General features: G+C 59.0%; 24 protein-coding genes and 1 tRNA gene. 11 read left to right on the top strand and 14 right to left on the bottom strand.

Annotated features, from left to right (window positions below; translation table 11 throughout):
* Positions 1 to 66 precede the first annotated feature (66 nt).
* Together BY454_RS10025 and BY454_RS10030 are read left to right on the top strand one after the other, a co-directional pair.
* The gene (locus BY454_RS10025) at positions 67 to 780 is read left to right on the top strand and encodes a hypothetical protein (RefSeq protein WP_181049684.1); all 714 of its coding nucleotides are present in this window, start codon (positions 67 to 69) and stop codon (positions 778 to 780) included.
* A gap of 88 nt (positions 781 to 868) precedes the next feature.
* A complete protein-coding gene (locus BY454_RS10030) occupies positions 869 to 1,309 on the top strand; it encodes a PIN domain-containing protein (RefSeq protein WP_374953548.1) in 441 nt (146 codons plus the stop codon).
* Positions 1,310 to 1,407: 98 nt separating this feature from the next.
* Here the strand turns inward: BY454_RS10030 and BY454_RS10035 are convergent, their stop codons facing one another.
* The 9 genes from BY454_RS10035 to def form a co-directional block, all read right to left on the bottom strand.
* Positions 1,408 to 3,624, bottom strand: a complete 2,217-nt coding sequence (locus tag BY454_RS10035) for a DNA/RNA helicase domain-containing protein (RefSeq protein WP_104416442.1) — start codon at positions 3,622 to 3,624, stop codon at positions 1,408 to 1,410.
* Complete coding sequence (locus BY454_RS10040; RefSeq protein ID WP_104416441.1) at positions 3,621 to 3,941, bottom strand: nucleotide pyrophosphohydrolase; 321 nt, start codon at positions 3,939 to 3,941, stop codon at positions 3,621 to 3,623. Before BY454_RS10040 ends, BY454_RS10035 begins: the two co-directional genes overlap by 4 nt.
* A gap of 122 nt (positions 3,942 to 4,063) precedes the next feature.
* Positions 4,064 to 4,140: transfer RNA gene (locus BY454_RS10045), tRNA-Pro, on the bottom strand.
* A gap of 99 nt (positions 4,141 to 4,239) precedes the next feature.
* Positions 4,240 to 6,321: a glycine--tRNA ligase subunit beta gene (gene glyS / locus BY454_RS10050; RefSeq protein WP_104416440.1), complete on the bottom strand. Its 2,082-nt coding sequence runs from the start codon at positions 6,319 to 6,321 to the stop codon at positions 4,240 to 4,242.
* A gap of 2 nt (positions 6,322 to 6,323) precedes the next feature.
* A complete protein-coding gene (glyQ, locus tag BY454_RS10055; RefSeq protein ID WP_104416439.1) occupies positions 6,324 to 7,349 on the bottom strand; it encodes a glycine--tRNA ligase subunit alpha in 1,026 nt (341 codons plus the stop codon).
* A 150-nt stretch (positions 7,350 to 7,499) separates the two neighbouring features.
* Positions 7,500 to 8,903: a Trk system potassium transporter TrkA gene (gene trkA / locus BY454_RS10060; protein WP_104416438.1), complete on the bottom strand. Its 1,404-nt coding sequence runs from the start codon at positions 8,901 to 8,903 to the stop codon at positions 7,500 to 7,502.
* Entirely contained in the window at positions 8,900 to 10,201 is a 1,302-nt protein-coding gene (gene rsmB / locus BY454_RS10065) for a 16S rRNA (cytosine(967)-C(5))-methyltransferase RsmB (protein ID WP_104416437.1), read from the bottom strand. Before rsmB ends, trkA begins: the two co-directional genes overlap by 4 nt.
* Positions 10,202 to 10,203: 2 nt before the next feature.
* Positions 10,204 to 11,139, bottom strand: a complete 936-nt coding sequence (gene fmt, locus BY454_RS10070) for a methionyl-tRNA formyltransferase (RefSeq protein ID WP_104416436.1) — start codon at positions 11,137 to 11,139, stop codon at positions 10,204 to 10,206.
* Positions 11,140 to 11,229: 90 nt separating this feature from the next.
* Positions 11,230 to 11,736 (bottom strand): peptide deformylase, encoded by a 507-nt coding sequence (gene def / locus BY454_RS10075; RefSeq protein ID WP_219820628.1) that lies wholly within the window; start codon positions 11,734 to 11,736, stop codon positions 11,230 to 11,232.
* Positions 11,737 to 12,032: 296 nt separating this feature from the next.
* Between def and BY454_RS10080 the strand changes: the two genes are divergently transcribed.
* The 7 genes from BY454_RS10080 (at position 12,033) to BY454_RS10110 (ending at position 18,282) form a co-directional block, all read left to right on the top strand.
* A complete protein-coding gene (locus BY454_RS10080; protein ID WP_104416435.1) occupies positions 12,033 to 13,049 on the top strand; it encodes a LysM peptidoglycan-binding domain-containing protein in 1,017 nt (338 codons plus the stop codon).
* 67 nt (positions 13,050 to 13,116) lie between these two features.
* On the top strand, positions 13,117 to 14,262 hold the full coding sequence (gene dprA / locus BY454_RS10085; RefSeq protein WP_104416434.1) for a DNA-processing protein DprA: 1,146 nt from the start codon (positions 13,117 to 13,119) through the stop codon (positions 14,260 to 14,262).
* A gap of 43 nt (positions 14,263 to 14,305) precedes the next feature.
* Complete coding sequence (locus BY454_RS10090) at positions 14,306 to 14,878, top strand: L-threonylcarbamoyladenylate synthase (protein ID WP_104416452.1); 573 nt, start codon at positions 14,306 to 14,308, stop codon at positions 14,876 to 14,878.
* 8 nt (positions 14,879 to 14,886) lie between these two features.
* On the top strand, positions 14,887 to 15,813 hold the full coding sequence (hemF, locus tag BY454_RS10095; RefSeq protein ID WP_104416433.1) for an oxygen-dependent coproporphyrinogen oxidase: 927 nt from the start codon (positions 14,887 to 14,889) through the stop codon (positions 15,811 to 15,813).
* Positions 15,806 to 16,633: a shikimate dehydrogenase gene (aroE, locus tag BY454_RS10100; protein ID WP_104416432.1), complete on the top strand. Its 828-nt coding sequence runs from the start codon at positions 15,806 to 15,808 to the stop codon at positions 16,631 to 16,633. Before hemF ends, aroE begins: the two co-directional genes overlap by 8 nt.
* A gap of 33 nt (positions 16,634 to 16,666) precedes the next feature.
* Positions 16,667 to 17,440 (top strand): motility protein A, encoded by a 774-nt coding sequence (locus BY454_RS10105; RefSeq protein ID WP_104416431.1) that lies wholly within the window; start codon positions 16,667 to 16,669, stop codon positions 17,438 to 17,440.
* A gap of 2 nt (positions 17,441 to 17,442) precedes the next feature.
* Positions 17,443 to 18,282 (top strand): flagellar motor protein MotB, encoded by an 840-nt coding sequence (locus BY454_RS10110; RefSeq protein WP_104416430.1) that lies wholly within the window; start codon positions 17,443 to 17,445, stop codon positions 18,280 to 18,282.
* An 80-nt stretch (positions 18,283 to 18,362) separates the two neighbouring features.
* Here the strand turns inward: BY454_RS10110 and BY454_RS10115 are convergent, their stop codons facing one another.
* Complete coding sequence (locus BY454_RS10115; protein WP_104416429.1) at positions 18,363 to 18,818, bottom strand: Hsp20/alpha crystallin family protein; 456 nt, start codon at positions 18,816 to 18,818, stop codon at positions 18,363 to 18,365.
* A 197-nt stretch (positions 18,819 to 19,015) separates the two neighbouring features.
* A complete protein-coding gene (locus BY454_RS10120; RefSeq protein ID WP_104416428.1) occupies positions 19,016 to 19,555 on the bottom strand; it encodes a gamma carbonic anhydrase family protein in 540 nt (179 codons plus the stop codon).
* A 200-nt stretch (positions 19,556 to 19,755) separates the two neighbouring features.
* Here BY454_RS10120 and prlC point away from each other — a divergent pair, with 200 nt between their 5' ends.
* A complete protein-coding gene (gene prlC, locus BY454_RS10125; protein ID WP_104416427.1) occupies positions 19,756 to 21,810 on the top strand; it encodes an oligopeptidase A in 2,055 nt (684 codons plus the stop codon).
* A gap of 56 nt (positions 21,811 to 21,866) precedes the next feature.
* Positions 21,867 to 22,118 (top strand): YheV family putative zinc ribbon protein, encoded by a 252-nt coding sequence (locus BY454_RS10130; protein ID WP_104416426.1) that lies wholly within the window; start codon positions 21,867 to 21,869, stop codon positions 22,116 to 22,118.
* Between the two features lie 383 nt (positions 22,119 to 22,501).
* Here the strand turns inward: BY454_RS10130 and BY454_RS10135 are convergent, their stop codons facing one another.
* From BY454_RS10135 to BY454_RS10145, 3 genes are all read right to left on the bottom strand, one after another.
* Positions 22,502 to 23,824 carry a Na+/H+ antiporter family protein gene (locus BY454_RS10135; protein WP_104416425.1) on the bottom strand — a complete coding sequence of 441 codons (1,323 nt, stop codon included), beginning with the start codon at positions 23,822 to 23,824 and terminating at the stop codon, positions 22,502 to 22,504.
* Between the two features lie 108 nt (positions 23,825 to 23,932).
* Entirely contained in the window at positions 23,933 to 24,319 is a 387-nt protein-coding gene (locus BY454_RS10140; RefSeq protein WP_104416424.1) for a DoxX family protein, read from the bottom strand.
* Between the two features lie 72 nt (positions 24,320 to 24,391).
* On the bottom strand, positions 24,392 to 25,039 hold the full coding sequence (locus tag BY454_RS10145; RefSeq protein WP_104416423.1) for a hypothetical protein: 648 nt from the start codon (positions 25,037 to 25,039) through the stop codon (positions 24,392 to 24,394).
* Between the last annotated feature and the right edge of the window lie 84 nt (positions 25,040 to 25,123).

Below are 25,123 nucleotides of genomic sequence, written 5' to 3' on the forward strand. Positions count from 1 at the left end.
TGACGCAGGGAGCTTCGAAAGGTCAGTTGGTAGTAAGTAGGCCAATGCCCTTCTATAATCACGTTTATGAAAAAGCTGACCCTGAAATTAAATGATCGTACTCCTGACACGCTCTCAATGAAGCGGTTGGGCCAGTACATTGCCTGCCTCTCCGACATGCTGGGAGAGGTGGAGCATGTGCATTTTGACTCGGTCGAAGAGGGCAGCGCCAAGCTGAATGTGGATATTGAAGACCTTTATTACCAGAAGGTACTCACACACGTGCGGGAAGTACCCAACGGCATGGGCACGAAAAAACAGCAATTGGCCTATCGTAACCTAGGGGAGCTCATGGATCAGGATGGCACAGGAGGTGCGATTTTGAACGATACGGACACTAGAATACTGTCGTTTAAAAAACGTTCGGATGATGAGAAGCCATTGGTGGTAAACAAACCGGGCTCTGTCCAGGGGCGTTTGTACCGGGTTGGGGGCAAAGATGACACCATTCCTGTAAGCCTGGAAGGGGCTAATGGGGAAACGCTCCGTTGTGAAGCGTCGATTGATATTGCCCAAGCGCTGTCGGCCCTGCTGTTTAAGCAGGTTCGGGTTAGTGGGCATGGCACCTGGGAGCGTTCACCCGAGGGTGTTTGGAAGCTCAAAAAGCTCAGAATCGAATCTTATCAGGAGCTTGATACCGCCAGGATTGGCGGCGTTGTAGGCCGGCTTCAGACAATTGGCGGTTTGAAATGGGCGGACATGGAAGATCCGCATGGAGTGGCCAGGGATTTGAGGGGCTGATTTGAGATTATTAGTTGATAACAACATCCTCATACAGATGCTCGCCCCGAACTCGACGGGGCTTACCCATCCAGATACAAAGAGTGTATTGGAGCGCGTTGATGAAAGCGCCCAGGCATTCGTCGCAGAGGCAGAAAGGCAAAACGCCCTGATCCTGATTCCGGCACCGGTCCTCTCAGAATTTCTAATTGGTGTGGAAGTATCCAGATATCAGGATTATCTGGATGTTCTTAATGGCAGTGCCTGTTTTGAAATTGTGGACTTTGACACCGCCGCCGCGATTGAATGTGCTCAGCTTCCAGACCGCAAAGAGCTGGCCCAGATCTCACCGGAGCAGGTTGCCAGCAAGCTCAAGTACGACCGACAGATCGTCGCTATTGCACTTGCTGCCATGGCGGATGAAGTCTGGTCGCATGATGAGTCACTTCGCAAAATCGCCAGCGCCAGGGGATTAATCGTAAGGTCGCTGGCAGATATTGAACCGCCCGCGGTTCAGGAACAGATGTTTCCACCCGATGAAGACGCCTGAAACCGCTCCAACTCAAAGGGAAAGCATGCCTGACCTGATGAAGCACCTGATATTGGTGCTGTTCCGGAGACATCTGTCAGTTTAAGAGCTCTAATTGGTCACTGGCTTTGCTCAATCAGGCAAATAAATTCCCCAACCACCCGATATTGCTGATCTTGATGATCCGACAGTTCAATGGGCTGAAAATCGTTATCGTATGAGTTGGGTTTCAATTGAATGCGTTGGTGACGCCAGCCGTATTCGTCTTCGGTTTTGAAGCTTTCGTAAACCTTCACGGTGTAGCGTGAACCGGAGTCGGCATCAACGCTGTCGATGCACTCTACCAGTACGGTCTTGCCACTTCGGGAACCGCCGAGATCTGTCCGGAACAGGCAAAGGGCACCGTTCGGAATAACCCGGTTCATGGATTCGCCGATCACCTGGCAGGCAAACATGTCCTTGTGCACCCGAACTCCCTCGGGCACCGCGACCCATTCCTCGTGTTTATCTGGGTCAAGATCACTTACATCATTGAGTGTACCGAACTCTCCTGCGGCGGCTTGCAGGTCGAACAGCGGCACGGAGTTCACATAAGGTTCAAGCTCGACCACGTTGTTCTCTTCAGGCTGTATCTGGCCAACGTTGTGAACCGGAATGTGCTGTTTGAGGTATTCCCGCAAAGCATCGTCACAAGCGTATAAAAAGGTGCCACGAATGCCTCGGAGCATGATGGTGCGGTAAATGTTGATGATGTAATGCTGCAGCTCTGCCGGGTCTTTGATACCTTGCCTGCCGGTGCGATCATGATAGTTGTCTTGCTCGATCACGATAGACTGGCTTTCCGGGTCATACCGTATCTCTTCGCCGAAGATAATGCCGGCGTAGTTCAGGTCGTAGCCCTGAGTGGTATGAATACAGCCTACTTCCTTGTGTGAGCCTGTTTTGTTAATCCAGTCAGTGTTGGTGCTGTTCCAGCGAAGCCGAACATCACCGATCACGATGTCATAGGCCTCAGCATCTTTTTTGGAGGCCCAAGGCCAGGAATAGCCGGCGATTAGTCTGGACAGTCCAACCTGCTCCTCTTTCTCATGAATCGTCTGGACCATGTCACTGAGCGAATCAAACACTTCAAATTCGTAGTTCTTGGCGGTGAACACCTCGTCGTCATCAATACGACCATTCAGCAAATTATCCACAAACTCCACATAGGGTTGCCCGGCCTTGACCCGAAATTGAGACAGCAACCGGTGTGTTGCCGAGCTCTTGGCAGATTTCAACCGCTGGAATACGTCGACATCGGCATCGGAAGGTTTGATGGACTGGCTTTCGTCGTAGAAAAAAATCGCTTTGTTCGCCTGCTTGCAAACCCAATCCACTTCACTGCAGGTGTGCTTGTCCATGCCCAAAGCCTCACAGGCTTTGTCAAAGCTGCCGAAATACGCACCCAGATTCTTGCGCTTGCGCAGACGGTGGGATTCGTCCACAAGTACAATGTCGTAGTGCTGTTTGGTCAGCTCGGACGGGCTGATCACCATGTTGGGGCTAAGCCCGGAAACGTGTTTGAACGCCTTCTTCAGGGTAGTCCGGAAGGAGGTCATGGGAACGACCAGCGCCATTTTCGGATTGGGTAAGGTCTGCCTGAGCGATGCCAGCAGCGATTTGATTTCGGCCTCTTCATCGGAGAATTCTCGCAGGCTGATCTGATGATCTTCTGAAGTTAGTAGTTTGAAAAGAAAAATGGCCAAGACAGACTTGCCGGTTCCAGCTCCCCCTTCCACCAAAATATTCTGGACATCGGGGTTGGTGAGCTCATGCAATATGGTGAGCAGTCCCTGACGTTGATCGAATGACAGGGATTTGTAGGGCGAATATTTGAAAATATCGGAGTTATCAAGATGATCCAGAGTGCGCGACACAACACCCTTAGCAATCAACCGGTTCCAGACTTCCCGGAATACCTCTTCATAAAGTTCATCACGCTGGTAATAGTTGTGATCTGCCAGCCCCAGGTTACCGTTTAGCAGCGTGTATTTACCATCGGCTGCCATGTACTTGATCAGCATAGATTCCACATCAAGCGTGGCGGATTTGTTGAAATACTCGCTGGTAATCAAGTGAACCGCAGTCAGTAACCGCTTCTCGTCGTGTTTCAGGTGGGTGCTCATGCGGGTGAGCGTATCCGTGGTTTCACCGATATAGGCGCGCAGGTGTTTTTCATCACTGAGTACGTAGACCAATGGCCAGTTACTCGTGGCAAAGGCATTATCACGCAGATCATTGAAAGCGTGCTGACCAAATGGGTAGCGCTGTACCTCTACCATCGGCGAGTGACTCATAGCTCGGTGTACTTCCTCGCAGTACCTTTGGCCTTGCTGACGGGGTATTTCTTTTCGTTCAGGCCAATCTTGTCGAGGACGATCTGTTCGATATCCAGATCGTAGCTGTCCGCCAAAAGCAGTGCGTAGGCGACGACATCGGCCAGCTCTTCTTTCACTTTATTGATATCGGCTTGTTCCGGTGATTTCCACAGGAACAGTTCGAGCAGCTCAGACGCTTCGATACTCAGGGCCAGTGATAGGTCTTTCGGATTGTGGAATTGTTTCCAGTCTCTCTCATCCCGGAACTGACGTAGCCGGGCGATGGCCTCATTCATCAAAATACCCCTTCAATCATGAGCAGATTAACTAAGGATACAGAAATTCATGAAGCTTAGGGTGAAGAACCCCAAATGAAACAGTGTTGGAAAACTAAAAAAGGGAAAACAAGAAGGGAAAGTGGTCGGCGTGGCAGGATTCGAACCTGCGACCCCTTCGTCCCGAACGAAGTGCGCTACCAAGCTGCGCCACACGCCGAACAACGGCCGGTATTATACTCATTCGGCCGCTGAATGCTACCCCCTTCCCTGGGGAAATTTGTCCTTACAACTGCGGAGCAGCGGCTCCGCGCCCTGATCAGCCCGCAGTGGGCAGCAGGGAGATGTCCGCCACCCGCAGGAACAGGTTGCGCAGGCGGTTGAGCAACGCCAGGCGGTTGTTGCGCACCGCTTCGTCGTCGGCCATGACCATGACCTCGTCGAAGAAGGTGTCCACCGGCGCACGCAGGCTGGCCAGTGAGCTAAGGGCGCTGGCGTAGTCGCCCTGCTCGAACAGCGGCACCACTTTGTCGGCCTGGGCGTTCACCTGCTCGGCCAGGGTTTGCTCGGCGGGGTCCTGCAGCAGGCTGCTGTCGACGGTCTCACCGATGCTGTCACCGCCCTGTTTGGTCAGAATGTTGGACACCCGCTTGTTGGCGCCGGCCAGGGCCTGGGCTTCGGGCAGCTGGCGGAAGGCTTCCACGGCTTTCACGCGGCGGTCGAAGTCCAGCGGCCGTGTCGGACGGCGGGCGTGCACGGCCAGGTAGACCTCGGCACTGATGCCCTGCTCGTCGTAGTGCGCGCGGAAGCGCTCGAGCATGTAGTCCACCACGGTGCTGGCGGTGTTCTGTTCGGTCAGTACCGTGAAGTTCTCTTCGGCCCACTCGCACAGGGTTTGCAGATCCAGCGGCAGTTCCCGCTCGATGATGATGCGCAGCACACCGAGAGACGCACGGCGTAGGCCGAACGGGTCACGGGTACCGGAGGGCGGCTGGTTGATGCCGAACAGGCCCACCAGCGAGTCGATGCGGTCTGCGATGGCCACGGCGCAGCCGGTCAGGGTGGACGGCAGGTCGTCGCCGGCAAAGCGCGGCATGTACTGCTCGTTCAGGGCTTTGGCCACATCCTCGTGTTCGCCGTCGTTGGCGGCGTAGTACTGCCCCATGATGCCCTGCAGGTCGGTGAACTCCAGCACCATTTCAGTGACCAGGTCGGTCTTGGCCAGCATGGCGGCGCGCTCGGCCAGGGCCGGGTCGCTGTCGATGGCGTCGGCGATTTTCTTCGCCAGGGCGGCCACCCGCACGGATTTGTCGTAGATGCTGCCCAGCTTGTCCTGAAACACGATGGGCTTGAGCGCGTCGATGCGGTCTTCCAGACGGCTCTTGCGGTCGGTGTCGTAGAAGAAGGCAGCGTCGGCCAGGCGCGGACGAATCACCTTTTCGTTACCGGAGATCACCTGGGCCGGGTCTTTGCTCTCGATGTTGGCCACGGTGATGAACAGCGGCAGCATTTCGCCATCGGCGGCCACCACGTGGAAGTACTTCTGGTGCTCTTCCATGGAGGAGATCAGTGCCTCGGCGGGCACGTCCAGGAAGCGCTCCTCGAAGCGGCCCATCAGTGGCACCGGCCATTCGTTCAGGGCGGTCACTTCGTCCAGCAGGTCATCGCTGATCACCGCCTTGCCGCCGGCTTCCTTCTCGGCCAGCTCGGTTACGCCCCGGCGGATCTGCTCGCGGCGCTCGGCGAAGTCCGCGAGCACACAGCCTTCTTCCTTCAGCACCACTTCGTAATCGCCCGGGGTGGGAACAATCAGCTCCTTCGGGCAATGGAAGCGGTGGCCACGGGTGGTGTTGCCCGGGGTCAGGTTCATGATCGGGGTGTCGATCACCTTGTTGCCGAACAGCATGATCAGCCAGTGCACCGGGCGCACGAATTCGGTGCGGTGGGCGCCCCAGCGCATGCGCTTGGGAATGGGCAGGGCTGCCAGGGATTTGTCCACAAGTTCTGGAAGCAGCTCCACGGTGGGTTTGCCCTGCTCCACGGTGCGGTACACCACCCAGGCACCCTTGTCGGTTTCCATGGTGTCGAGCTGGTCCGGGGTAATGCCCAGGGAGGTGGCGAAACCGGTCAGTGCCCGGGTCGGGTTGCCGGAATCATCAAACGCCGCTTTTACCGCCGGGCCGCGCTTCTCTACGGCCTTGTCCGGCTGGGCGTCGGCCAGGTCACGGATGCGCACGGCCAGGCGACGGGGCGCAGCGAAGGCTTCGACCTTGCCAAATTCCACGCCAGCGTCTTCCAGGCCTTTGGCAATGCCCTGGGTAAAGGCGTCCGACAGTGGCTTGAGCGCTTTCGGGGGCAGCTCTTCGGTGCCCAGTTCAACCAGAAAATCCTGTGTAGCCATGGTTATGCGTTCCCCTGTTCCTGCGGTGCCTGCTTGGATTTCTTGCCTTTCTTCTTGGCGGCCTTGGCGTCAGCGGCCTCGGCGGCGGCCAGGACTTCCTTGCGCAGGGCCTCGGGCGCCAGCGGGAAGCCGAGTTTGCGGCGGCTGTCGAAGTAGGCCTGTGCGACGGAACGCGCCAGGGTGCGTACGCGCAGGATGAAACGCTGGCGCTCGGTCACTGAGATGGCGTGGCGGGCGTCCAGCAGGTTGAAAGTATGGGAGGCTTTGAGGACCTGCTCGTAGGCCGGCAGCGGCAGGCCGGCTTCGATCAGGCGGGCGCTTTCGCGCTCATGGACATCAAAGCTGTGGAACAGGAACTCGGTGTCGGCCTGTTCGAAGTTGTAGGTGGACATTTCCACTTCCTGCTGGTGGAACACGTCGCCATAGGTGACCACGCCGTCCGGGCCCTTGGTCCAGACCAGGTCGTACACGCTGTCCACGCCCTGCAGGTACATGGCGATGCGCTCCAGGCCGTAGGTCAGCTCGCCGGTGACCGGGTAGCATTCCAGGCCGCCCACCTGCTGGAAATAGGTGAACTGGGTCACTTCCATGCCGTTGAGCCAGATTTCCCAGCCCAGGCCCCAGGCGCCCAGGGTGGGCGATTCCCAGTTGTCTTCCACAAAGCGGATGTCGTGCACCAGCGGGTCCAGGCCCAGGGCGCGCAGAGAGTCCAGGTACAGCTCCTGGATGTTGTCCGGGGACGGCTTCAGAACCACCTGGAACTGGTAGTAGTGTTGAAGGCGGTTCGGGTTTTCGCCGTAGCGGCCGTCGGTGGGGCGGCGGCTTGGCTGTACGTAGGCGGAGTTCCAGGTTTCCGGACCGATGGAGCGCAGGAAGGTGGCCGGGTGGAAGGTGCCGGCGCCCACTTCCATGTCCAGGGGCTGGAGAACCACGCAGCCGTGCTGCGCCCAGAAATTCTGCAGTGCCAGGATCAGACCCTGGAAGGTCTGGAGATCCGGCGCGGAGTTGTTGGTTGCCTTGTCTGTCACGACGGTTGCCTGCTGATCAGTCTGTGTGTGGCGCCCCGCTCTCGGAGCACTTTGAAATTCAAAACACGGAAAATTTGAAAACGCGCATTATACGCGGGCCGGCACGGTATTTCTAAGTGCCGGCCAGGTTCTTGTTTTGCCTGAGGTCAATCAGAAGAAGGTGAGGCCCACCTGGAACAGCTTCTCCACCTCGCGAATCCTGGATTTGTCCACCAGGAACAGGATCACGTGGTCATCGGGCTGGACCCGGATGTGATCGTGGGCGATCAACACCTCATTGTTTCGGACAATAGCGCCGATGGTGGTGCCTTCGGGCAGTTGGATTTCGTCCAGCCGTTTGCCGACCACTTTCGAGGACCGGTGATCGCCATGGGCGATGGCCTCGATGGCTTCGGCGGCGCCCCGGCGTAGGGAGTGAACGTTCACCACATCGCCCCGGCGCACGTGGGTCAACAGGCTGCCGATGGTGGTCTGCTGGGGGGAAATGGCCACATCTATATCACCGCCCTGGATCAGATCCACGTAATCGGGGTTGTTGATCAGGGTCAGGACCTTTCGGGCGCCCAGGCGCTTGGCCAGCAACGAGGCCATGATGTTGGCTTCGTCGTCGTTAGTGACGGCGCAGAAGACATCGGTGTTCTCGATGTTTTCTTCCAGCAGGATGTCCTTGTTGGCGGCGTTGCCTTCCAGAACCACAGTCTTCTTCAGGCGTTCAGAGAGCATCACGCAGCGGTCGTGGTTGCGGTCCAGGATCTTTACGTGGAACCGGTTTTCCAGGGAACTGGCGAGTCGGAAGCCAATGTTGCCGCCGCCACAGATAAAGATACGACGGTAGGGTTTGACCAGTGGCTGCAGTTCGCTCATCACCGAGCGGATGTGGTCGGCGGCGGCGATGAAGAAGATTTCGTCGCCGTCTTCGATCACCGTGTCGCCCTGGGGCATGATCGCCCGGCCCTTGCGGAAAATGGCCGCCACGCGGGTGTCGATCCGGGGCATGTGGCTGCGCAGGTAGGACAGCTCGTGGCCCACCAGAGGCCCGCCTTTGGTGGCCTGGATGGCGACCAGCCGGACCAGCCCCTTGGAGAATTCCAGCACCTGCAGGGTGCCGGGGTATTCGATCAGGCGTGTGATGTGCTTGGTGACCAGGTGCTCGGGACTGATGGTGACGTCGATGGGAAAGCCCCGGAGTTTGTCCGGCTCGGTGACGGCATCGCGGTCGTAGAACAGCTCACGCTTGGCCAGGTAGGCGTTGGCCCGCACCCGGCAGATGGTGGTCGGGGTCTTGTACAGCAGTTTGGAGACCTGGCAGGCGACCATGTTGGTTTCATCGCTGTTGGTGACGGCGATGATCATGTCGGCATCCTCGGCACCGGCATCCACGAGGATGGTGGGGTACGAGGCCGGGCCATGGATCGTTCGGATGTCCAGCCGGTCCTGAAGTTCCCGAAGGCGGACGCTGTCGCTGTCCACGACGGTAATGTCGTTGGCTTCGTTGGCGAGGTTTTCCGCCAGGGTGCCGCCTACCTGGCCGGCTCCGAGAATCAGGATTTTCATGCTTCTGGTTTCTCCAACACAGCGTAGAAAAAGCCGTCGTGGCTGTTCGGGTCCGGTAACAGCTGTCGGCCGGCGGCCATGTCCCGGCCCCAGTCCGCGTCAATGCCAACCAGCCGCGCCTGTTCCTGCTGTTTCAGGAATCGCTCAATTATACGGTGATTTTCCTGCACAAACACAGAGCAGGTTGCGTACACCAGCCGGCCGCCGGGGGCCAGGATGTCCCACATCGCCTTCAACAGGCCAAGCTGGGTATTGGCCAGAGGCACGATGTCGGATTCCCGGCGCAACAGTTTGATGTCCGGGTGTCGGCGAATGACACCGGTGGCACTGCAGGGCACGTCCAGCAGAATGCGGTCGAAGTACGCTCCATCCCACCATTGTTCCGTGTTGGCGGCATCCGCCTGTTTCAGGGTGGCGGTCAGGTCCAGGCGTTCCAGATTTTCGTCAATCCGGGGCAGACGCTCGGCGGATTCATCAATGGCCACGACCTCGGAGAGTGCCGGTTCCGATTCCAGAATCGCACAGGTTTTACCGCCCGGGGCGGCACAGGCGTCCAGTACCCGCTGCCCGGGTTGCAGATCCAGCAAGGTGGTGCAAAGTTGGGCCGCTTCGTCCTGGACACTGACGGCGCCATCGGCAAACCAGGGCAGTTGGTCGACCGGTACCGGTTGTTGCAGCTGGATGCCATGCGGGGCGAAACGGGTGGCTTGCGCCTCGATTCCGGCTTCCTTCAGTAAATTCAGGTACTCATCGCGGCGAAACCGACGGGCGTTGACCCGCAGCGTCATGGGGGCCTGCTGGTTGTTGGCCTCGAGAATGGCCTGCCAGTCGTCCGGCCAGTTGTGGCGCAACTTTTCCACCATCCAGACCGGATGACTGAAAGCGCTGCTGTCGTTGGCAGGCTCCGGCGCGCCTTCCCGTTCGGCCCGGCGTAGTACACCGTTCACCAAGCCAGTCAGGTGCGGCTTGTCCAGGGCCTTGCAGGCTTCCACGGTTTCATTCAGGACGGCATAGGTGGCCTGCTCGCTGAACCGCAGCTGGAACAGCGCCACCAGCATGAGGTGGTGGATGACGCGGTCAGGTTTGCGCAGGGGCTTTTTCAGCCGACTGTTGAGTTCGCCTTCCAGGCGATGAAACCAGCGGCAGCTGCCGTAGCAAAGGGCCTGAAGTTGGGGGCGTTGCTCTGGGGATAACTGGTTCAGGGCCGATGGCAGGCATTGGCTCAGGGACTGGCCGTTTTCCACCGCCAGCAGGACCCGGGCAGCCAGTGCGCGCAGGGGCAGGGAGTGTCCGGCCATGGTCAGTGCAGCTCCTGGCCGGGCATGAGCACCGGCTTACCGCCGTTGATCAGGTCATTTACGCTCTGGGCCCGGGTGCCGGGCAGTTGTACCCGGGTCACGCGCAGGGTGCCACTGCCGCAGGCGATATCAATGCCGTCCCGTTCGCGCTTGAGGACGGTGCCTGGCGCCTGGCCGCTGTCCTGATTCAGTGCCTCGGCCAGATGAAATCGAATGCGCTGGTCGCCCAGGTCGGTAAAGGTGCCGGGCCAGGGATTGAAAGCACGCACCAGTCGGGCCAGCTCATCGGCATTGCGCTGCCAGTCCAGGTGACCTTCTTCTTTCGACAGTTTATGAGCGTAACAGGCCTCGTCGTTATTTTGCGGCTCGGGGCTCAGTTCGCCTTTTTGCAACTTATCCAGGGCCTCGACAATGGCTTCGCTACCCAGGTCGGCCAGACGATCGTGCAGGCTGCCGCCGGTGTCATCCGGCTGGATGGGGGTGGTGACCTTCAGCAACATATCGCCGGTGTCCAGACCTTCGTCCATTTGCATGATGGTGATGCCGGTTTCGCTGTCACCGGCGGCAATGGCCCGATGAATGGGCGCTGCGCCGCGCCAGCGGGGCAACAGGGAGGCGTGGATGTTCAGGCAGCCGTGGGTGGGGATATCCAGCACCGCCTTGGGCAGGATCAGGCCGTAGGCCGCGACGATCATTACATCGGGTTTGAGCTGGGCCAGTTCCTGCTGCGCTTCTTCCGGTTTGAGGCTCAGGGGCTGAAACACGGGAATGTCGGCGTCCAGGGCCACCTGCTTGACCGGGCCCGGCACCAGTTTGCGCCCTCGCCCGGCAGGGCGGTCCGGCTGACTGTAAACGCCGACAATGTCATGGTCGGCTTGTATCAGGGCTTTCAGGGCAGTGGCGGCAAAATCCGGGGTTCCGGCAAAAACGATGCGCACGGTGCTGGGTCTCTGTTGGTGTGGTCGTTGGAATACGAAAAGACCGGGTCGTAACCCGGTCCTGTCATGCTGGCTGAGTCATTGCGCGGTTTACGCGCTCTGTTTGTGCAGTTTTTCCAGCTTCTTGCGAATACGATTTCGCTTGAGCTGGCTCAAGTAATCGACAAACAGTTTGCCATTCAGGTGGTCCATCTCATGCTGGATGCACACGGCCAGCAGGCCTTCGGCTTCCAGTTCGAACTCCTCTCCGTTACGGTCTTTGGCCGTAATGCGGCAGTGTTCGATACGTTTGATGTCCTCGTAAAAGCCGGGGACCGATAGGCAACCTTCCTGCATGGCTTCCAGGTCGCCATCCAGCACTTCCACCTTCGGGTTGATGAACACCATCGGCTCGCTCTTGTCTTCCGACAGGTCCATGACGATCACCTGCTTGTGCACGTCAACCTGGGTCGCCGCCAAGCCAATGCCGCGGGCATCGTACATGGTCTCGAACATGTCGTCGATCAGTGTACGGATGTCGTCTGTTACCTCGTCCACCGGCTTGGCAAGGGTGCGTAGCCTGGGGTCCGGGTATTCAAGAATTTCTCGTATCATAATGCCCTTTGTCTGGCCTGTGTTCTCAAGGCTGCCCTGATTCATCGATTCCTTAATTGTTAAATCCTTCTCTGAAAATGAGACAGGGAACAGCGCAGAATGTTTCGTTAACGCCTATTATCTGACAAATCGTCGATTGAGTACAAACTGATCAGTCGATAGTCAAAAACTTTCAACGCTCAGACATAATTCCGGGTGGGACAAAAAGATAACAACACAAAGCATAAGTCTTCTTCTATAGTAACGAAATTGGCAAAGTAATAAGATTCAAATGAAGTTCTCGATCAAGGACATGGACAATGAGGAAACTGTTGTACGCTCTGGCAGCCTCGATGCTGCTGTTTGCCTCCTGGGCCCAGGCCAATCCGGAACTGCGGTCTGATCATCCCGAGCGTTACACCGTGGTCAAGGGAGACACCCTTTGGGACATTTCGGGGCGTTTTCTGGACAATCCGTGGTACTGGCCGGAAATCTGGCATGTTAACCCGCAGGTGAACAACCCGCACCTGATTTACCCCGGCGACGTTCTGGCGCTGGTGTACATCGATGGCAAGCCCAGGGTGACCAAGGTCGCCAGCAACGATGTGGTGAAGCTGTCGCCGAAAGTTCGCTCCGAACCGATCGAGACACCGATCCCGACCATTCCCCTGGATGCCATTGCCAGTTTCCTGACCGATACCCGCATTGTCAGCCCATCGCAGCTGAACGGTGCGCCTTACGTGCTTGAAGGCGAGGATGGCCGCATTATTACCGGTAGCGGTGATCGGCTGTATGCCCGGGGCGAAATTTCCGCTGATCGGGTGGGCATTTTCCGTCGCTCCAAGGAATTCGTGGATCCGAAGACCGGTGAGTTCCTCGGTCTTGAGGCGCGCAGTATTGCGGGCGGCAACATTGTGGCGGAGCGGGGCGACATCCTGACCCTGGAATTGACTCGCTCCAATGAAGAGGTTCGGATTGGTGACCGCCTGTTGGTCAGCGAAGATCGTCGCCTGACCACCAGCTTTGTGCCGAGCGCGCCGGACGCAGACATTGAAGGCCAGATGATTGCCGTGGACGGCGGTGTGACCCAGATCGGCCAGTACGATGTGGTTGCCATCAACCGTGGTGAGCGCGAGGGCATGAAGCCGGGCAATGTGCTGGCGGTGCTTAAAAGCGGCAACCTTGTGCGCGATCCGGTCACCGACGAGACCATCCAGCTGCCCTCCGAGCGCGCTGGTCTGCTGATGGTTTTCCAGGCCTATGAGAAAATGAGTTACGGTCTGGTGCTCCAGGCCACCCGCCCGTTGTCTGTGGGTGACAAGGTGGCCAACCCCTGAAGCGGTCACCCGTTTGATGATTCCATGACCGGACAATGAGGTCCGGTCGTTTGTTCAAGGATGAACCATGTCGGAATGCCAATGGCAGTCAGCCAGTGAGGCGCCCTGGCTGCTGCTTTCCCTCCTTCCCCGTTTTGGTCTCAAGCTGCGTGAGCGCATCGCCGCTCATACCGATGAGCTGACCGATCTGCTGTCCATGAACCCGGCGACCCTGCGCGCCATGGGCCTGGGCGCGGATACCGTCGAGGCGGTGACCGCCTGGCAGATAGGAGACACCGGGCAACCGGTGCTCGCCAAGGTCGGTCGTATTTATGCCCAGTGCCAACAGCAGGGTATGGAACTGGTTGGCCAGGGGCACGACCATTTCCCCGACGCACTCAAACAAATCCACGATGCCCCACTGTTGCTGTATGGCTTGGGCGATACCCGCCTGTTGGTCCAAGACCAGATCGGTATCGTCGGCAGTCGCAATGCCACCCGGGCCGGATTGGATCACGCCCGACACTTTGCCGCCGAACTGGGCCGCCGGGGTTTGCTGGTCTCCAGTGGCCTTGCCCTGGGCATTGATGGCGCCGCCCACGCCGGCGCCCTGGATGCCGGCTTTCCGACGCTGGCGGTAATAGGCTGTGGCCTGGACAGGCTCTACCCGGCCCAGCACCGGAAGCTGGCCCACCGGGTGATCGACAATGGCTTGATTGTCTCTGAATATCCGCCCGGTACCCAGCCCCGGGCGGCCTTCTTCCCCAAAAGAAACCGTATTATCAGTGGCCTGAGTCGTGGCGTTCTGGTGGTGGAGGCTAGTCTGAAAAGCGGCTCCCTGATCACTGCTCGGTTGGCCCTGGAACAGGGGCGGGAAGTGTTTGCCATTCCCGGTTCGGTCCACAGTCCCGTCGCCCGGGGGTGTCACCAGCTCATCCGCCAGGGCGCCACTTTGGTGGAGACGGCGGACGATGTACTGGAAGAGCTGGGTATCTGGTGGCACGAGCCTGGTGTCGGCACTGACGACAGGGTGGTGTCCAAAGGGCCGGATCTGACTGGTCTGGATAAGCGGGAAATCGCGGTATTCGAGGCTTTGGGGTATGATCCCCAGTCAACCGATGCATTGAGCCAGGCAACCGGCCTGCCCGCGGATCAATTGATGCAGTCCTTGCTGTTACTGGAATTGCAGGGGCTGGCCAATGCCGCCCCCGGAGGCTACCTGAAAATCGCCTGAGCCGTGCATGCTGTCCGTAATTTTACGAGCGTTTGGGCGTGTTATGCAGGCGACATCCTCACTGAATTCATGGCAACGGAGCACGGCCCGGCGGATCCTGCTGGCCGGCGGGGTGATTGCCTACCCCACCGAGGCGGTCTGGGGCTTGGGGTGTGACCCATGGGACCAGGCGGCGGTTGAGCGTATTCTGGCGCTCAAGCAACGCCCTGTTGAAAAGGGCATGATCCTGGTGGCGGCCTCGGTTGACCAGATCCGTTTTCTGCTGGACCCTTTGCCCGAGGCATTGCAGCAGGAAGCCATCCGTCATTGGCCGGGCCCGGTCACCTGCCTGCTCCCGGACGTGAACCGCCAGATTCCCGAATGGGTACGTGGCCAGCACGACTCGATTGCCGTGCGCGTTAGTGATCATTCCGGGGTTCAGGCCCTGTGCAACGCCGCCGGCATGCCCCTGGTATCCACGTCCTGCAACCCCGCCGGCCGCCAGCCGGCCCGTTATAGCTGGCAGGTGCGCCGGTATTTTGGTCCGCAACTGGATTACGTCGTTCCCGGCGCCCTGGGCGGCAATCGCAAGCCCAGCCGGATTATTGATATTGTCACCGGAAAACAGTTTCGTTAGGAGCATTCATGTCACAACAGCCGGATACCGAAGCGGTTAAAGCGTATCTTCTCGGCCTTCAGGAAACCATTTGTCAGCGCCTGGAAGCGGTGGATGGCAAGGCACCGTTCATTCGCGACAGCTGGCAGCGTCCGGAAGGCGGCGGTGGCATCAGCCGGGTAATTGCCGATGGCGCGGTATTTGAGAAAGGCGGCGTGAACTTTTCCCACGTCATGGGGGACACCATGCCAGCGTCCGCCACGGCTCACCGCCCCCACCTGGCGGGTGCGCCCTGGCAGGCCATGGGCGTGTCCCTGGTGATTCACCCGGAAAACCCCTACGTACCTACTTCCCACGCCAACGTCCGGTTTTTCATCGCCACCCCCAAAGACGGTGCGCCGGTGTACTGGTTCGGTGGCGGTTACGACCTCACCCCCTACTACGGCTTTGATGAGGACTGCATTGAATGGCACCGCACCGCCCGCGATGCCTGCGCGCCGTTTGGCGAAGAGGTGTATCCCCGGTACAAGCAGTGGTGCGACGACTACTTCTATCTCAAGCACCGCCAGGAGCCGCGTGGGGTTGGCGGCCTGTTCTTTGACGATTACAACACCGGGGACTTTGACCGGGATTTTGCCTTTATGCAGTCGGTGGGCAACAGCTACGTCGAGGCTTACGAGCCGATTGTCCGTCGTCGCAAAGACCACCCCTGGAGCGAGCGGGAGCGGGAATTCCAGTTGTATCGCCGGGGCCGCTATGTGGAATTTAACCTGGTGTACGACCGGGGGACCCTGTTTGGCCTGCAGTCGGGTGGTCGCACCGAGTCCATCCTGATGTCCCTGCCGCCGCTGGTGCGCTGGGACTACGACCGCCATCCGGAGCCGGGCAGCGAGGAAGCCCGGCTAACCGAGCATTTCCTGACCGCGCGTAACTGGCTGGAGGACGAGCATGCATAACGAACTCTATGCGGTGGTCGGCCACCCGATCAGCCATAGCAAATCACCGCGCATTCACAGCCTGTTCGCCAGTGAAACCGGCGAGCCGGTGGAGTACACCGCTATCCAGGCGCCGCTGGACGACTTTACCGGCACTGTGGAGCACTTCTTTGAGCGGGGCGGCAAGGGGCTGAATGTCACCGTGCCGTTCAAGGAACAGGCCTGGCACCTGGCCGGGCATCGAACCGTCCGGGCGCAGAAAGCCGGGGCTGCCAATACCCTGTACCTGGATCAAGAAGGCGTGCTGGTGGCCGATAACACAGATGGTGTCGGGCTGGTGCGGGATCTTTGCCGTAACCACGGCGTCCGACTGGCTGACGCCCGGGTATTGGTGCTGGGCGCAGGCGGTGCCGTGCGTGGCGTGCTGGGGCCATTGCTGGCGGAACAGCCGGCGTCCCTGACCATCGCCAACCGCACGGTCATCAAGGCAGAGGCCCTGGTGGACCTGTTCGCCGAAGATGCCGGCACAACCCGGCTGGAAGCCTGCGGTTTCGAGCAGCCGGAAGCCGCCTTTGATGTCATTATCAATGGCACCAGTGCCAGCCTGCAGGGTGATCTTCCGCCACTCAGGGATTCGGTGATCGGGCCGGATACCGTGGTGTATGACATGATGTACTCGCTGACCACCACCACCTTCAACCAGTGGGCTCTGGACCACGGCGCAACGACTGTGTTTGACGGACTGGGCATGCTGGTGGAACAGGCGGCTGAATCGTTCCAGGCGTGGCGCGGGGTACGACCGCAGACCGCGCCGGTCATCCACGAATTGAGAACCGACTGAAGCCGGCTTCCGGCTCTCTGAAAAGGGTTTTGCATGGATATTCTTACGCTCGTTGGTCTGCTGGCCGGGACGCTGATCGTCATACTTGCCATGGTGGCGGACGCCAGTATCAACACCTTCGTCAATTTGCCGGGTCTGGCGATTGTGGTTGGTGGTACGTTTGCCGTCACCCTGATCAAGTTCCGTATGGCCTCGGTCTTCAGTGCCTTCAAGCTGGCCATGAAAGCCACCTTCACGGATCACCTGGCCCGCCCAATCGAGTTAATTCGCGAGACCGCGACCCTGGGGCGGATTGTTCGCAAGGAAGGGCTACTGGGGCTGGAAAACCACGAAACCGACGATGAATTCCTGAAAAAAGCCATCAATCTGTGCGTGGATGGCCACCCGCCAGAGACCGTGGAAGAAGCCCTGTACCAGGAAAGTGACCAGACCGCCGAGCGGTATGAAGTATCGGAGCGGATCTTCAGTGGTATTGGTGAGTCGGCCCCGGCCATCGGTATGCTCGGGACCCTCGTGGGCCTGGTTCAGATGCTGAAAACCCTGGACGACCCCTCCACCATCGGTCCGGCCATGGCCATTGCCCTGCTGACGACCCTTTATGGCTCTTTTATCGCCCAGTTGATCGCCCTGCCCCTGGCTGAAAAGCTGAAGCTCAAGGCGGAAGATGAATACCGCAACCAGATGCTGATCATCACCTCGATCAAGAGCATCATGCGCGGCGAAAACCCCCGGGTCATGACCGAAATCCTCTCCTCTTATGTGACGCCAGAGCATCGTACCAAGCTGGATGAGCAGCAGGAGGCCTAGGTTTGCGAGCGATACGGCCTCCGCGAAAGAAAAGCCAGAAAAAGGGCAACCCGGACTGGATCGTCACCTTTGCCGATCTGGCCACCCTGCTGTTGACCTTTTTTATCCTGCTGCTGTCTTTTGCCGAGATGGATATTGAAAAATACCGCGCCATGGCAAACTCCATGTCGGCGGCGCTGGGCGGCACTGACAACGTTGTCGGCGAAGATATCGGTGGTTCCCCGGTTTCGCAGGTGCAGTCGGATGCGGTTTCATTACCGGAACCCACAGAAACCTTGCAGCAAGAGCCCGAGTTTATTGATGAACGCTCGGAGGATTCTGCGGAAACCGCCCAGATTCCTGGCGGTGTTCTCGACCTCGCCCAGCGCCTGATTCAGGAGCTGGAAGCCGAAGTGGCCTCGGACGCGCTGCACATCAACTACGACAAGGACCAGGTGGTCATCCGTTTCTCGGAAGATGCCACCTTCCCTTCCGGCAGCGCCAACATCAAGCCCGAGATGATCCCGATCATTGAGCGGGTGGTGGAAGTGGTGGGCAACTGCACCGGCGACATCGTGGTGTCCGGCCACACCGACGACCGCCCCATTTCCAGCAGTCAGTATCGATCCAACTGGGACCTGTCAGCGGCCCGCGCCGTCTCCGTTGTCCATGAGCTGGTCATGAATCGTGAGATACCGGCCGACCGGGTGCTGGCCGCCGGCCGTGCCGAAACCCGGCCCCTGGTGCCCAACAACTCCCCGGAAAACCGGGCCCAGAACCGGCGGGTGGAGATTTCCATTCGTAACCCGGAATGCGACGAACAGGCTCCCACCCGGGACCTGCCCATCGAAATCCTGCCTTAATCCGGCGGTAAGCCACAAAAAAGGCAGTGCCCGGAGGTACGGTGCACTGCCTCGGAGGTTCGAACGGGTTCGAGGACTGCTTACTGCACGTCCACCTCAATGGCCTTTGGCTCTTTCGGTTCGGCTTTCTGGATGGTCAGCGTCAGCAGACCGTCCTTGAAGTTTGCCTTCACGCTGTTTTCATCGACATTGTCCGGCAGGGTAAACCGGCGCAGGAAGCTGCCGTAGAAGCGCTCAATTCGGTGATGCTTCTTGTCGTCGGTTTCCTCTTCGCTCTTACGTTCACCCTGGATCGAAAGCACGCCGTCGTGCACGGTGACTTTCACATCATCCTTGTTCATGCCCGGCAGCTCGGCTTCGATGGTGAAGGCCTTGTCGGTTTCCTTGATGTCCACCGCTGGTGACCAGTCACTGCGGCTGAACAGATCCTTGCCTTCCCGTTCGCCGGTGGTGCGGGCCAGGCCGAACATCCGGTTGTAGCGGTTCATCAGATCATCGAATTCGTTGATCGGATTCCAGCGGGTCAGATTGCTCATAGGGAACTCCTCCTTTTGACGATGACGAATCTGAGATGTTCATTCAGCTTCGCTCGCGGAACAGCTCCATGCCGGTGGCGCCAGCCGGATGGGATCCGTGAACTTGTGCTATTCACGAATGTAGGACGCATTGGCGGGTTTTCAAGGCCCCCACTGATCAAAAGTTGACCTTGATCAGCAGAGGGTCCGGAAAGGTTTTACTGGTCGCCGTTCAGGTATTCGTCCTTGAGTTTGACGTAGTTGGCGGCGGTGTATTTGAAAAAGGTTTTTTCCTTATCGGTCAGTTCCCGGGCCTGTTTGCAGGGAGAGCCCACGTACAGATAACCGGATTCCAGTCGCTTGCCCGGGGGCACCAGCGTGCCGGCGGCGATGATCACTTCATCTTCCACCACGGCGCCATCCATCACGGTACAGCCCATGCCGACCAGAACGCGGCTGCCAATGGTGCAACCGTGTAACAGGGCCTTGTGGCCGACGGTGACATCATCCCCGATCGTCGTTGGCCAGCCGCCGGGGTTGTAGTCGCTGGCGTGGGTAATGTGCACCACCGAGCCGTCCTGAATGCTGCAGCGGTTGCCAATGCGGATCTTGTGCATGTCGCCGCGAATCACCGTCATCGGCCAGACCGAGCAGTCCTCGCCCATCTGCACATCGCCGATCACCACGGCGCTCTCGTCCACCCACGAGCGTTCGCCAAATTGTGGTGTGATACCCTTGTGTGTTCGTACATTCGCCATTACATATACCTCAATAGTCAAAATACGGTGCAAGATGCAGGTGGGGGATGGCTTTCAGAAACACGCTCCTTGCGGCACATCCATGTGACGCTTGAGCTCCGCCATCCCTGGCTCCGCACAGTTTCTGAAAGCCATCCCCCACCTGCACCCCGTACTTAGATGCAAGCTATCTCATAAACGAACAGCTGAGAAGGGCCTTTATGAACAACCCGCTACTGACTGACGATCTGCTGCCGAAGTTCGATCATATCCGCACCGAACACATGGAACCGGCGATTGACCAGATTCTCAGCGAAAATCGCATGAAAATTCCGCAGCTGGCCCAGCAGGACGACCCTACCTGGGACACGCTGGTCCAGCCCATGCAGGCGATGGAGAACAAGCTGGCCAACGCCTGGTCGGTGATCTGTCACCTCAACGGCGTGGCCAACAACGACGAGCTGCGCCAGGTGTACAAGAATTGCCTGGAAAAACTCACCGAGTACAGCACCGAGATCAGTCAGAACGCCGAGCTGTGTGACGCCTACAAGAAACTGGCGGAACGGGACGACTTTGAGCAGCTGAGTCAGGCCCAGCGCAAGGCGGTGGAAAACACCCTGCGGGATTTCCGTCTGGGTGGTGTGGATTTGCCCGAGGACCAGAAGAAGCAATACGCCGAACTCTCCCGTGAGCTGGCGGACCTGTCCAACAAGTTCAGCGACAACGTGCTGGACGCCACCCAGCACTGGTACAAGCACATCACCGATGTGAACGAGCTGTCCGGCCTGCCGGAATCGGCGCTGGAAGGGGCGAAGCAGGCGGCTGAGCAGAAAGAGCTGGATGGCTATGTGATCACCCTGGATTTCCCCAGCTTCTTCCCGGTGATGACCTACGGCGACAACCGCGAGCTGCGCCGGGAAGTCTACGAAGCCTTTGTTACCCGAGCCTCGGACCAGGGGCCGGATGCCGGACAGTGGGACAACACCCCGGTGATGGCGGAAATCCTCAAACGCCGCCACGCCATGGCCAAGCTGCTGGGTTTTGACAACTACGCGGAGCTGTCGCTGGCCACCAAGATGGCCCGCAGTGTCGAGGAAGTACTGGACTTCCTGAACCAGCTGGCGGCCAAATCCAAGCCACAGGCAGAGAAAGAATTTGCCGAGTTGCAGGCGTTCGCCAAAGACGAGTATGGCGTGGACGAGCTGCAGGCCTGGGACGTGGGCTACTACAGCGAGAAGCTGCGCCAGAAGCGTTACGACATCTCCCCGGAAACCCTGCGCCCCTGGTTCCCGGCGGACAAGGTGGTCGGTGGCCTGTTCAGCGTGGCCGAGAAGCTGTTCAACGTGCAGATCGAGGAAAAGCCGGAGGTGGAAACCTGGCACGCGGATGCCAAGGCCTACTGCATCAGTCGCGATGGCGAGCCGGTTGCCTGGTTCTACCTCGACCCCTACGCCCGGCAGGGCAAGCGTGGCGGTGCCTGGATGGCGGATTGCCGGGTGCGCTGGCGTAACCAGCGTGGCCAGTTGCAGCTGCCCGTGGCCTTCCTGACCTGTAACTTCACCCCGCCGGTGAAGGGTAAGCCGTCGCTGCTGACCCACGACGAGGTCACCACCCTGTTTCACGAGTTTGGCCACGGCCTGCACCACATGCTCACCCAGGTGGACGTGATGGACGTGTCCGGCATCAACGGCGTGGCCTGGGACGCAGTGGAGCTGCCCAGCCAGTTCCTGGAAAACTGGTGCTGGGACCCCGAATCCCTGGCCCTGATCGCCAGCCACCACGAAACCGGCGAGCCGCTGCCCCAGGACCTGCTGGACAAGCTGCTGGCGGCGAAGAACTTCCAGTCCGGCATGGGCATGGTGCGCCAGCTGGAGTTCTCCCTGTTCGATTTCCGCCTGCACGCGGAATTCACCGAGGAAGCACCCACCAATCCGCTGGACATGCACCGCAAGGTGCGTGAAGAGATCGCGGTGATCGAAGCGCCCGAGTTCAACCGCTTTCCCAACGCTTTCTCCCACATCTTCGCCGGCGGCTACGCGGCGGGCTACTACAGCTACAAGTGGGCGGAAGTATTGGCGGCGGATGCCTTCTCCCTGTTCGAGGAAAAGGGCATCTTCCACCCGGAGACCGGCGAAGCTTTCCTGGCCAATATCCTGGAGAAAGGCGGTTCCCAGGAGCCCATGGAACTGTTCAAGGCATTCCGTGGTCGGGAACCCGAGGTGGATGCGCTGCTCAAACAAACTGGTATCAGTGGCAACAGCGACAGCGCCGCCTGATACAATGCTGGCCGGCCGTCGTACAGACGGTCGGTGACGTAATCTGGAGTTGAATTATGGCAAGTCCCAAACGTTTCATCGCCGGTGCCGTGTGCCCCCGCTGTGCCGAGATGGACAAGATCATGATGTTCACGGACGACAACGACGAGCAGGTGCGCGAGTGTGTGGCCTGCGGGTTTACCGATGCGATGTCTGATCAGCCCGAACCGACGGCTGCCGAGTTGCAGACCCGGGTGAATACCAGGGCCAACGAGGACGACCATACGGTTAAGCAGGTGGTGTTTTTTAAGTCTGCCGCTGAGGACTGAGTTCGGAGTTTGGCTCTGTAGCCTGCGGGTTTTTGCGGGAATCGGGGTTCGGGGGATAGGGTCCAAAACGGAAAACGGTGGTTTTCCTGAATGTTTTGGACCCTATCCCCCGAACCCCTTTTTTGGCTTCTTTAAAATCGCTTTGGTGCTTTCGGTACACCTAAAGAGCTGATTTCAGTAATTTCCGGTCTTTAAAGATTTGGCTGGAGAGTAGCATCTCTCATGTTTTTCAAAAGGCGTTATCACAAGAGATAAACGTGAGGGGCTGGTGGGGGGTGTCAAAACATTCAGGAAAACCACCGTTTTCCGTTTTGACACCCCCCACCAGCCCCTCACTACCCGCCAGATACCAGCAGGCTACCAAAGGAAGCCAACTCCCAGCCCTAAAGCACCATGGCGGCCAACCACCCGAAGCCGAGCAAAGGCAGGTTGTAGTGCAGGAAGGTGGGCACCACGGTGTCCCAGATGTGGTTGTGCTGGCCGTCGACGTTCAGGCCGGCGGTGGGGCCGAGGGTGGAGTCGGAGGCCGGGGAGCCGGCATCGCCCAGGGCACCGGCAGTGCCCACCAGGGCCACGATGGCCAGGGGGCTGAAGCCCATTTGCAGGGCCAGGGGCACGTACAGGGCCGCGATGATGGGAATGGTGGAGAACGACGAGCCGATACCCATGGTGATCAACAGGCCGACGACGAGCATCAGCAGGGCCGCCAGGGGCTTGTTATCGCCAATCACACCCACCGAGCCTTCCACCAGGCTGGCGATGTCGCCGGTTTCCCGCATCACCTCGGCAAAGCCATTGGCGGTGATCATGATGAAGCCGATCATGGCCAGCATTTTCATGCCTTCGGTGAACAGGTCGTCCGCTTCCTTCCATTTCACCACGCCCGAGACGTTGAACAGCACAAAACCTGCCAGGGCGCCCAGGATCATGGAACCAAGCCAGAGCTGGACCACGAAGGCGACCACAATGGCCACCAGGGCCATGAACAGGGTTTTCGGGTTGTACTGGATGTCGGTGCGTTCGGTCTTGGCAATGGCCTCGAGGTTGTAGTCCCGGTTGCCCCGGTAGCTGAAGAACACCGCCACCAGTACCCCCAGCAGCATGCCCAGGGCCGGCAGGGCCATGGCGGACATGACGTTCAACTCGCTGGCATCCACGCCGTTGTCGGCCACGTTGGCCAGCAGGATTTCGTTCAGGTAAATGCCGCCGAAGCCCACCGGCAGGAACATGTACGGGGTGATGAGGCCGAAGGTGAGTACGCAGGCCACCAGCCGGCGGTCCATGCGTAGTTTGGCCATCACGTATAACAGCGGCGGCACCACTAGTGGGATGAAGGCGATGTGGATGGGCAGGATGTTCTGGGAGGACATGGCAATGGCCACAAGGAGGCCAATGATCATGAAACGGATCCCCTTGGCGGCGCCCCCGTCGTCCTGGCGACCGACCATGGCCAGGGCGCGGTCCGCCAGGGCGTGGGCCAGGCCGGATTTGCCAATGGCTACCGCGAAGGCACCGAGGGTGGCGTAGGACAGTGCCACGGTGGCGCCGCCTCCCAGGCCGTTATTAAAGGCATCAATGGTGGCGTCCAGGGACATTCCGGCAATCAGGCCGCCGGAAATAGCGCCGATAATCAGGGCAACAACAACGTGAATGCGGCACAGGCTCAGTACGAGCATGATCAGGACCGCGGCAACAACGGCATTCATGGCAAACTCCGGGTAGGAATTGTGGCTTTACCGGCGCCTTGTGGGCGCCGGCAGTTTGAAAAGCGCGGTAATTTGCAGGAAATGCCCGCCGGAGTCAAAGCGGATTGGTCAGTTCTTGAGCTTGTACTTGCCAGGACCCAGAAAGATGACGGCAGCGGCATTCATCAGGAAGAACAGTTGCAGTTCCAGTGCCAGCCCGCCGGAGCGGCTCAGGGCCAATAGCTCGTTGGTATGGGCCAGGACAATCGCGACGATCATGTTGATGACAATCAAGACTGCCCCGATGCGGGTCTGGTAGCCGAGGATGACCATCAGCGGTGCCACGATTTCACCGATATACACGCCCCAGGCCAGCTCTGTGGGCAGGCCGTGGCTGGCCAGCAGGCCTTCAATGAATCCAAGACCGTTGAACAGCTTGGCGATGCCGTGGAACAGCAGTAGCCCGCCGACGGTCAATCGGACCAGCAACTTCCCCAGATCGGTATTTTCCAGCACGTTGTCTTCCCCTTGATGGTGAATCAGAACGCGAAGAATACTGATTTTTGGGGAAAGATTCAGTGACCGGCGTCAGCCACACGAGCCCAGGGCAAAATGAATGTGATTGCGAACCAATAGGTTTTCCCAGTAATTACGCATCCAGTCCCAGGCCCGGTTGTTGGCCTGTTCGATAAACGGTTCGAGATCCAGGTCGTAGAAATCCGGGGTGCCGGCAATCTTCATGACGGTCAGCGTGATGGCTTCGTCCAGTTCATTGGCGAAGGGTTCACCAATCATCTGGTGCACCAGCAGGTTGGCCCGCACGGCTTCCAGGTCAAACAACTCACTGGCCCGGATAGACCGGTTATTATCGTGCATGTCTTCCATCAGCCGGTGGCACTGATAGGCACGGATCAGCAGGCCATCCAAACCCTCGTAACGCAGCAGTTGCGCCGAAGGCTGGGTGAAATAGCGAATGGCGGCATCGGTGAACGGTTCGAACAGGGATTTGCAGCCGGCCTCAGCCGCGCAGGCGTCAACACATTCGATCAGGCGCGGGGCCATTTCGATGTATTCCACCGCGAAGCGGAACAGGCAATTGGGCGGTTGACGACAATCCACCACCACAGACGAAGGCAGCCGGAGGCGGACAGCTTTCATCTGGCGGAAGAAGGTGCCAGAGCGAGCTTCCTGGCGCCTTGCCTGGTCAATGATTTCAAGGACAACCTGTGGTGTCATATCGGGTGCAGTCTGACTCTGCGCTATTTGAGGTCGCAAGGCGCCTCCAGAGGTATCCGAACCGTTGGTTGATGGGCTGCTCCC

The sequence above is a fragment of the Marinobacter persicus genome (assembly GCF_002934325.1).
Lineage (GTDB): Bacteria > Pseudomonadota > Gammaproteobacteria > Pseudomonadales > Oleiphilaceae > Marinobacter > Marinobacter persicus_A.

What these genes read in the sequence shown, in the direction of transcription:
- aroE (WP_104416432.1), top strand. Translation starts at nt 15,806, where the DNA reads ATGCATAACGAACTCTATGCGGTGGTCGGCCACCCGATCAGCCATAGC.
- BY454_RS10135 (WP_104416425.1), bottom strand. Translation starts at nt 23,824, where the DNA reads ATGAATGCCGTTGTTGCCGCGGTCCTGATCATGCTCGTACTGAGCCTG.
- BY454_RS10090 (WP_104416452.1), top strand. Translation starts at nt 14,306, where the DNA reads ATGCAGGCGACATCCTCACTGAATTCATGGCAACGGAGCACGGCCCGG.
- BY454_RS10105 (WP_104416431.1), top strand. Translation starts at nt 16,667, where the DNA reads ATGGATATTCTTACGCTCGTTGGTCTGCTGGCCGGGACGCTGATCGTC.
- hemF (WP_104416433.1), top strand. Translation starts at nt 14,887, where the DNA reads ATGTCACAACAGCCGGATACCGAAGCGGTTAAAGCGTATCTTCTCGGC.
- BY454_RS10115 (WP_104416429.1), bottom strand. Translation starts at nt 18,818, where the DNA reads ATGAGCAATCTGACCCGCTGGAATCCGATCAACGAATTCGATGATCTG.
- BY454_RS10035 (WP_104416442.1), bottom strand. Translation starts at nt 3,624, where the DNA reads ATGAGTCACTCGCCGATGGTAGAGGTACAGCGCTACCCATTTGGTCAG.
- rsmB (WP_104416437.1), bottom strand. Translation starts at nt 10,201, where the DNA reads ATGGCCGGACACTCCCTGCCCCTGCGCGCACTGGCTGCCCGGGTCCTG.
- BY454_RS10130 (WP_104416426.1), top strand. Translation starts at nt 21,867, where the DNA reads ATGGCAAGTCCCAAACGTTTCATCGCCGGTGCCGTGTGCCCCCGCTGT.
- BY454_RS10080 (WP_104416435.1), top strand. Translation starts at nt 12,033, where the DNA reads ATGAGGAAACTGTTGTACGCTCTGGCAGCCTCGATGCTGCTGTTTGCC.
- BY454_RS10025 (WP_181049684.1), top strand. Translation starts at nt 67, where the DNA reads ATGAAAAAGCTGACCCTGAAATTAAATGATCGTACTCCTGACACGCTC.
- BY454_RS10040 (WP_104416441.1), bottom strand. Translation starts at nt 3,941, where the DNA reads ATGAATGAGGCCATCGCCCGGCTACGTCAGTTCCGGGATGAGAGAGAC.
- trkA (WP_104416438.1), bottom strand. Translation starts at nt 8,903, where the DNA reads ATGAAAATCCTGATTCTCGGAGCCGGCCAGGTAGGCGGCACCCTGGCG.
- BY454_RS10120 (WP_104416428.1), bottom strand. Translation starts at nt 19,555, where the DNA reads ATGGCGAATGTACGAACACACAAGGGTATCACACCACAATTTGGCGAA.
- glyS (WP_104416440.1), bottom strand. Translation starts at nt 6,321, where the DNA reads ATGGCTACACAGGATTTTCTGGTTGAACTGGGCACCGAAGAGCTGCCC.
- dprA (WP_104416434.1), top strand. Translation starts at nt 13,117, where the DNA reads ATGTCGGAATGCCAATGGCAGTCAGCCAGTGAGGCGCCCTGGCTGCTG.
- BY454_RS10145 (WP_104416423.1), bottom strand. Translation starts at nt 25,039, where the DNA reads ATGACACCACAGGTTGTCCTTGAAATCATTGACCAGGCAAGGCGCCAG.
- prlC (WP_104416427.1), top strand. Translation starts at nt 19,756, where the DNA reads ATGAACAACCCGCTACTGACTGACGATCTGCTGCCGAAGTTCGATCAT.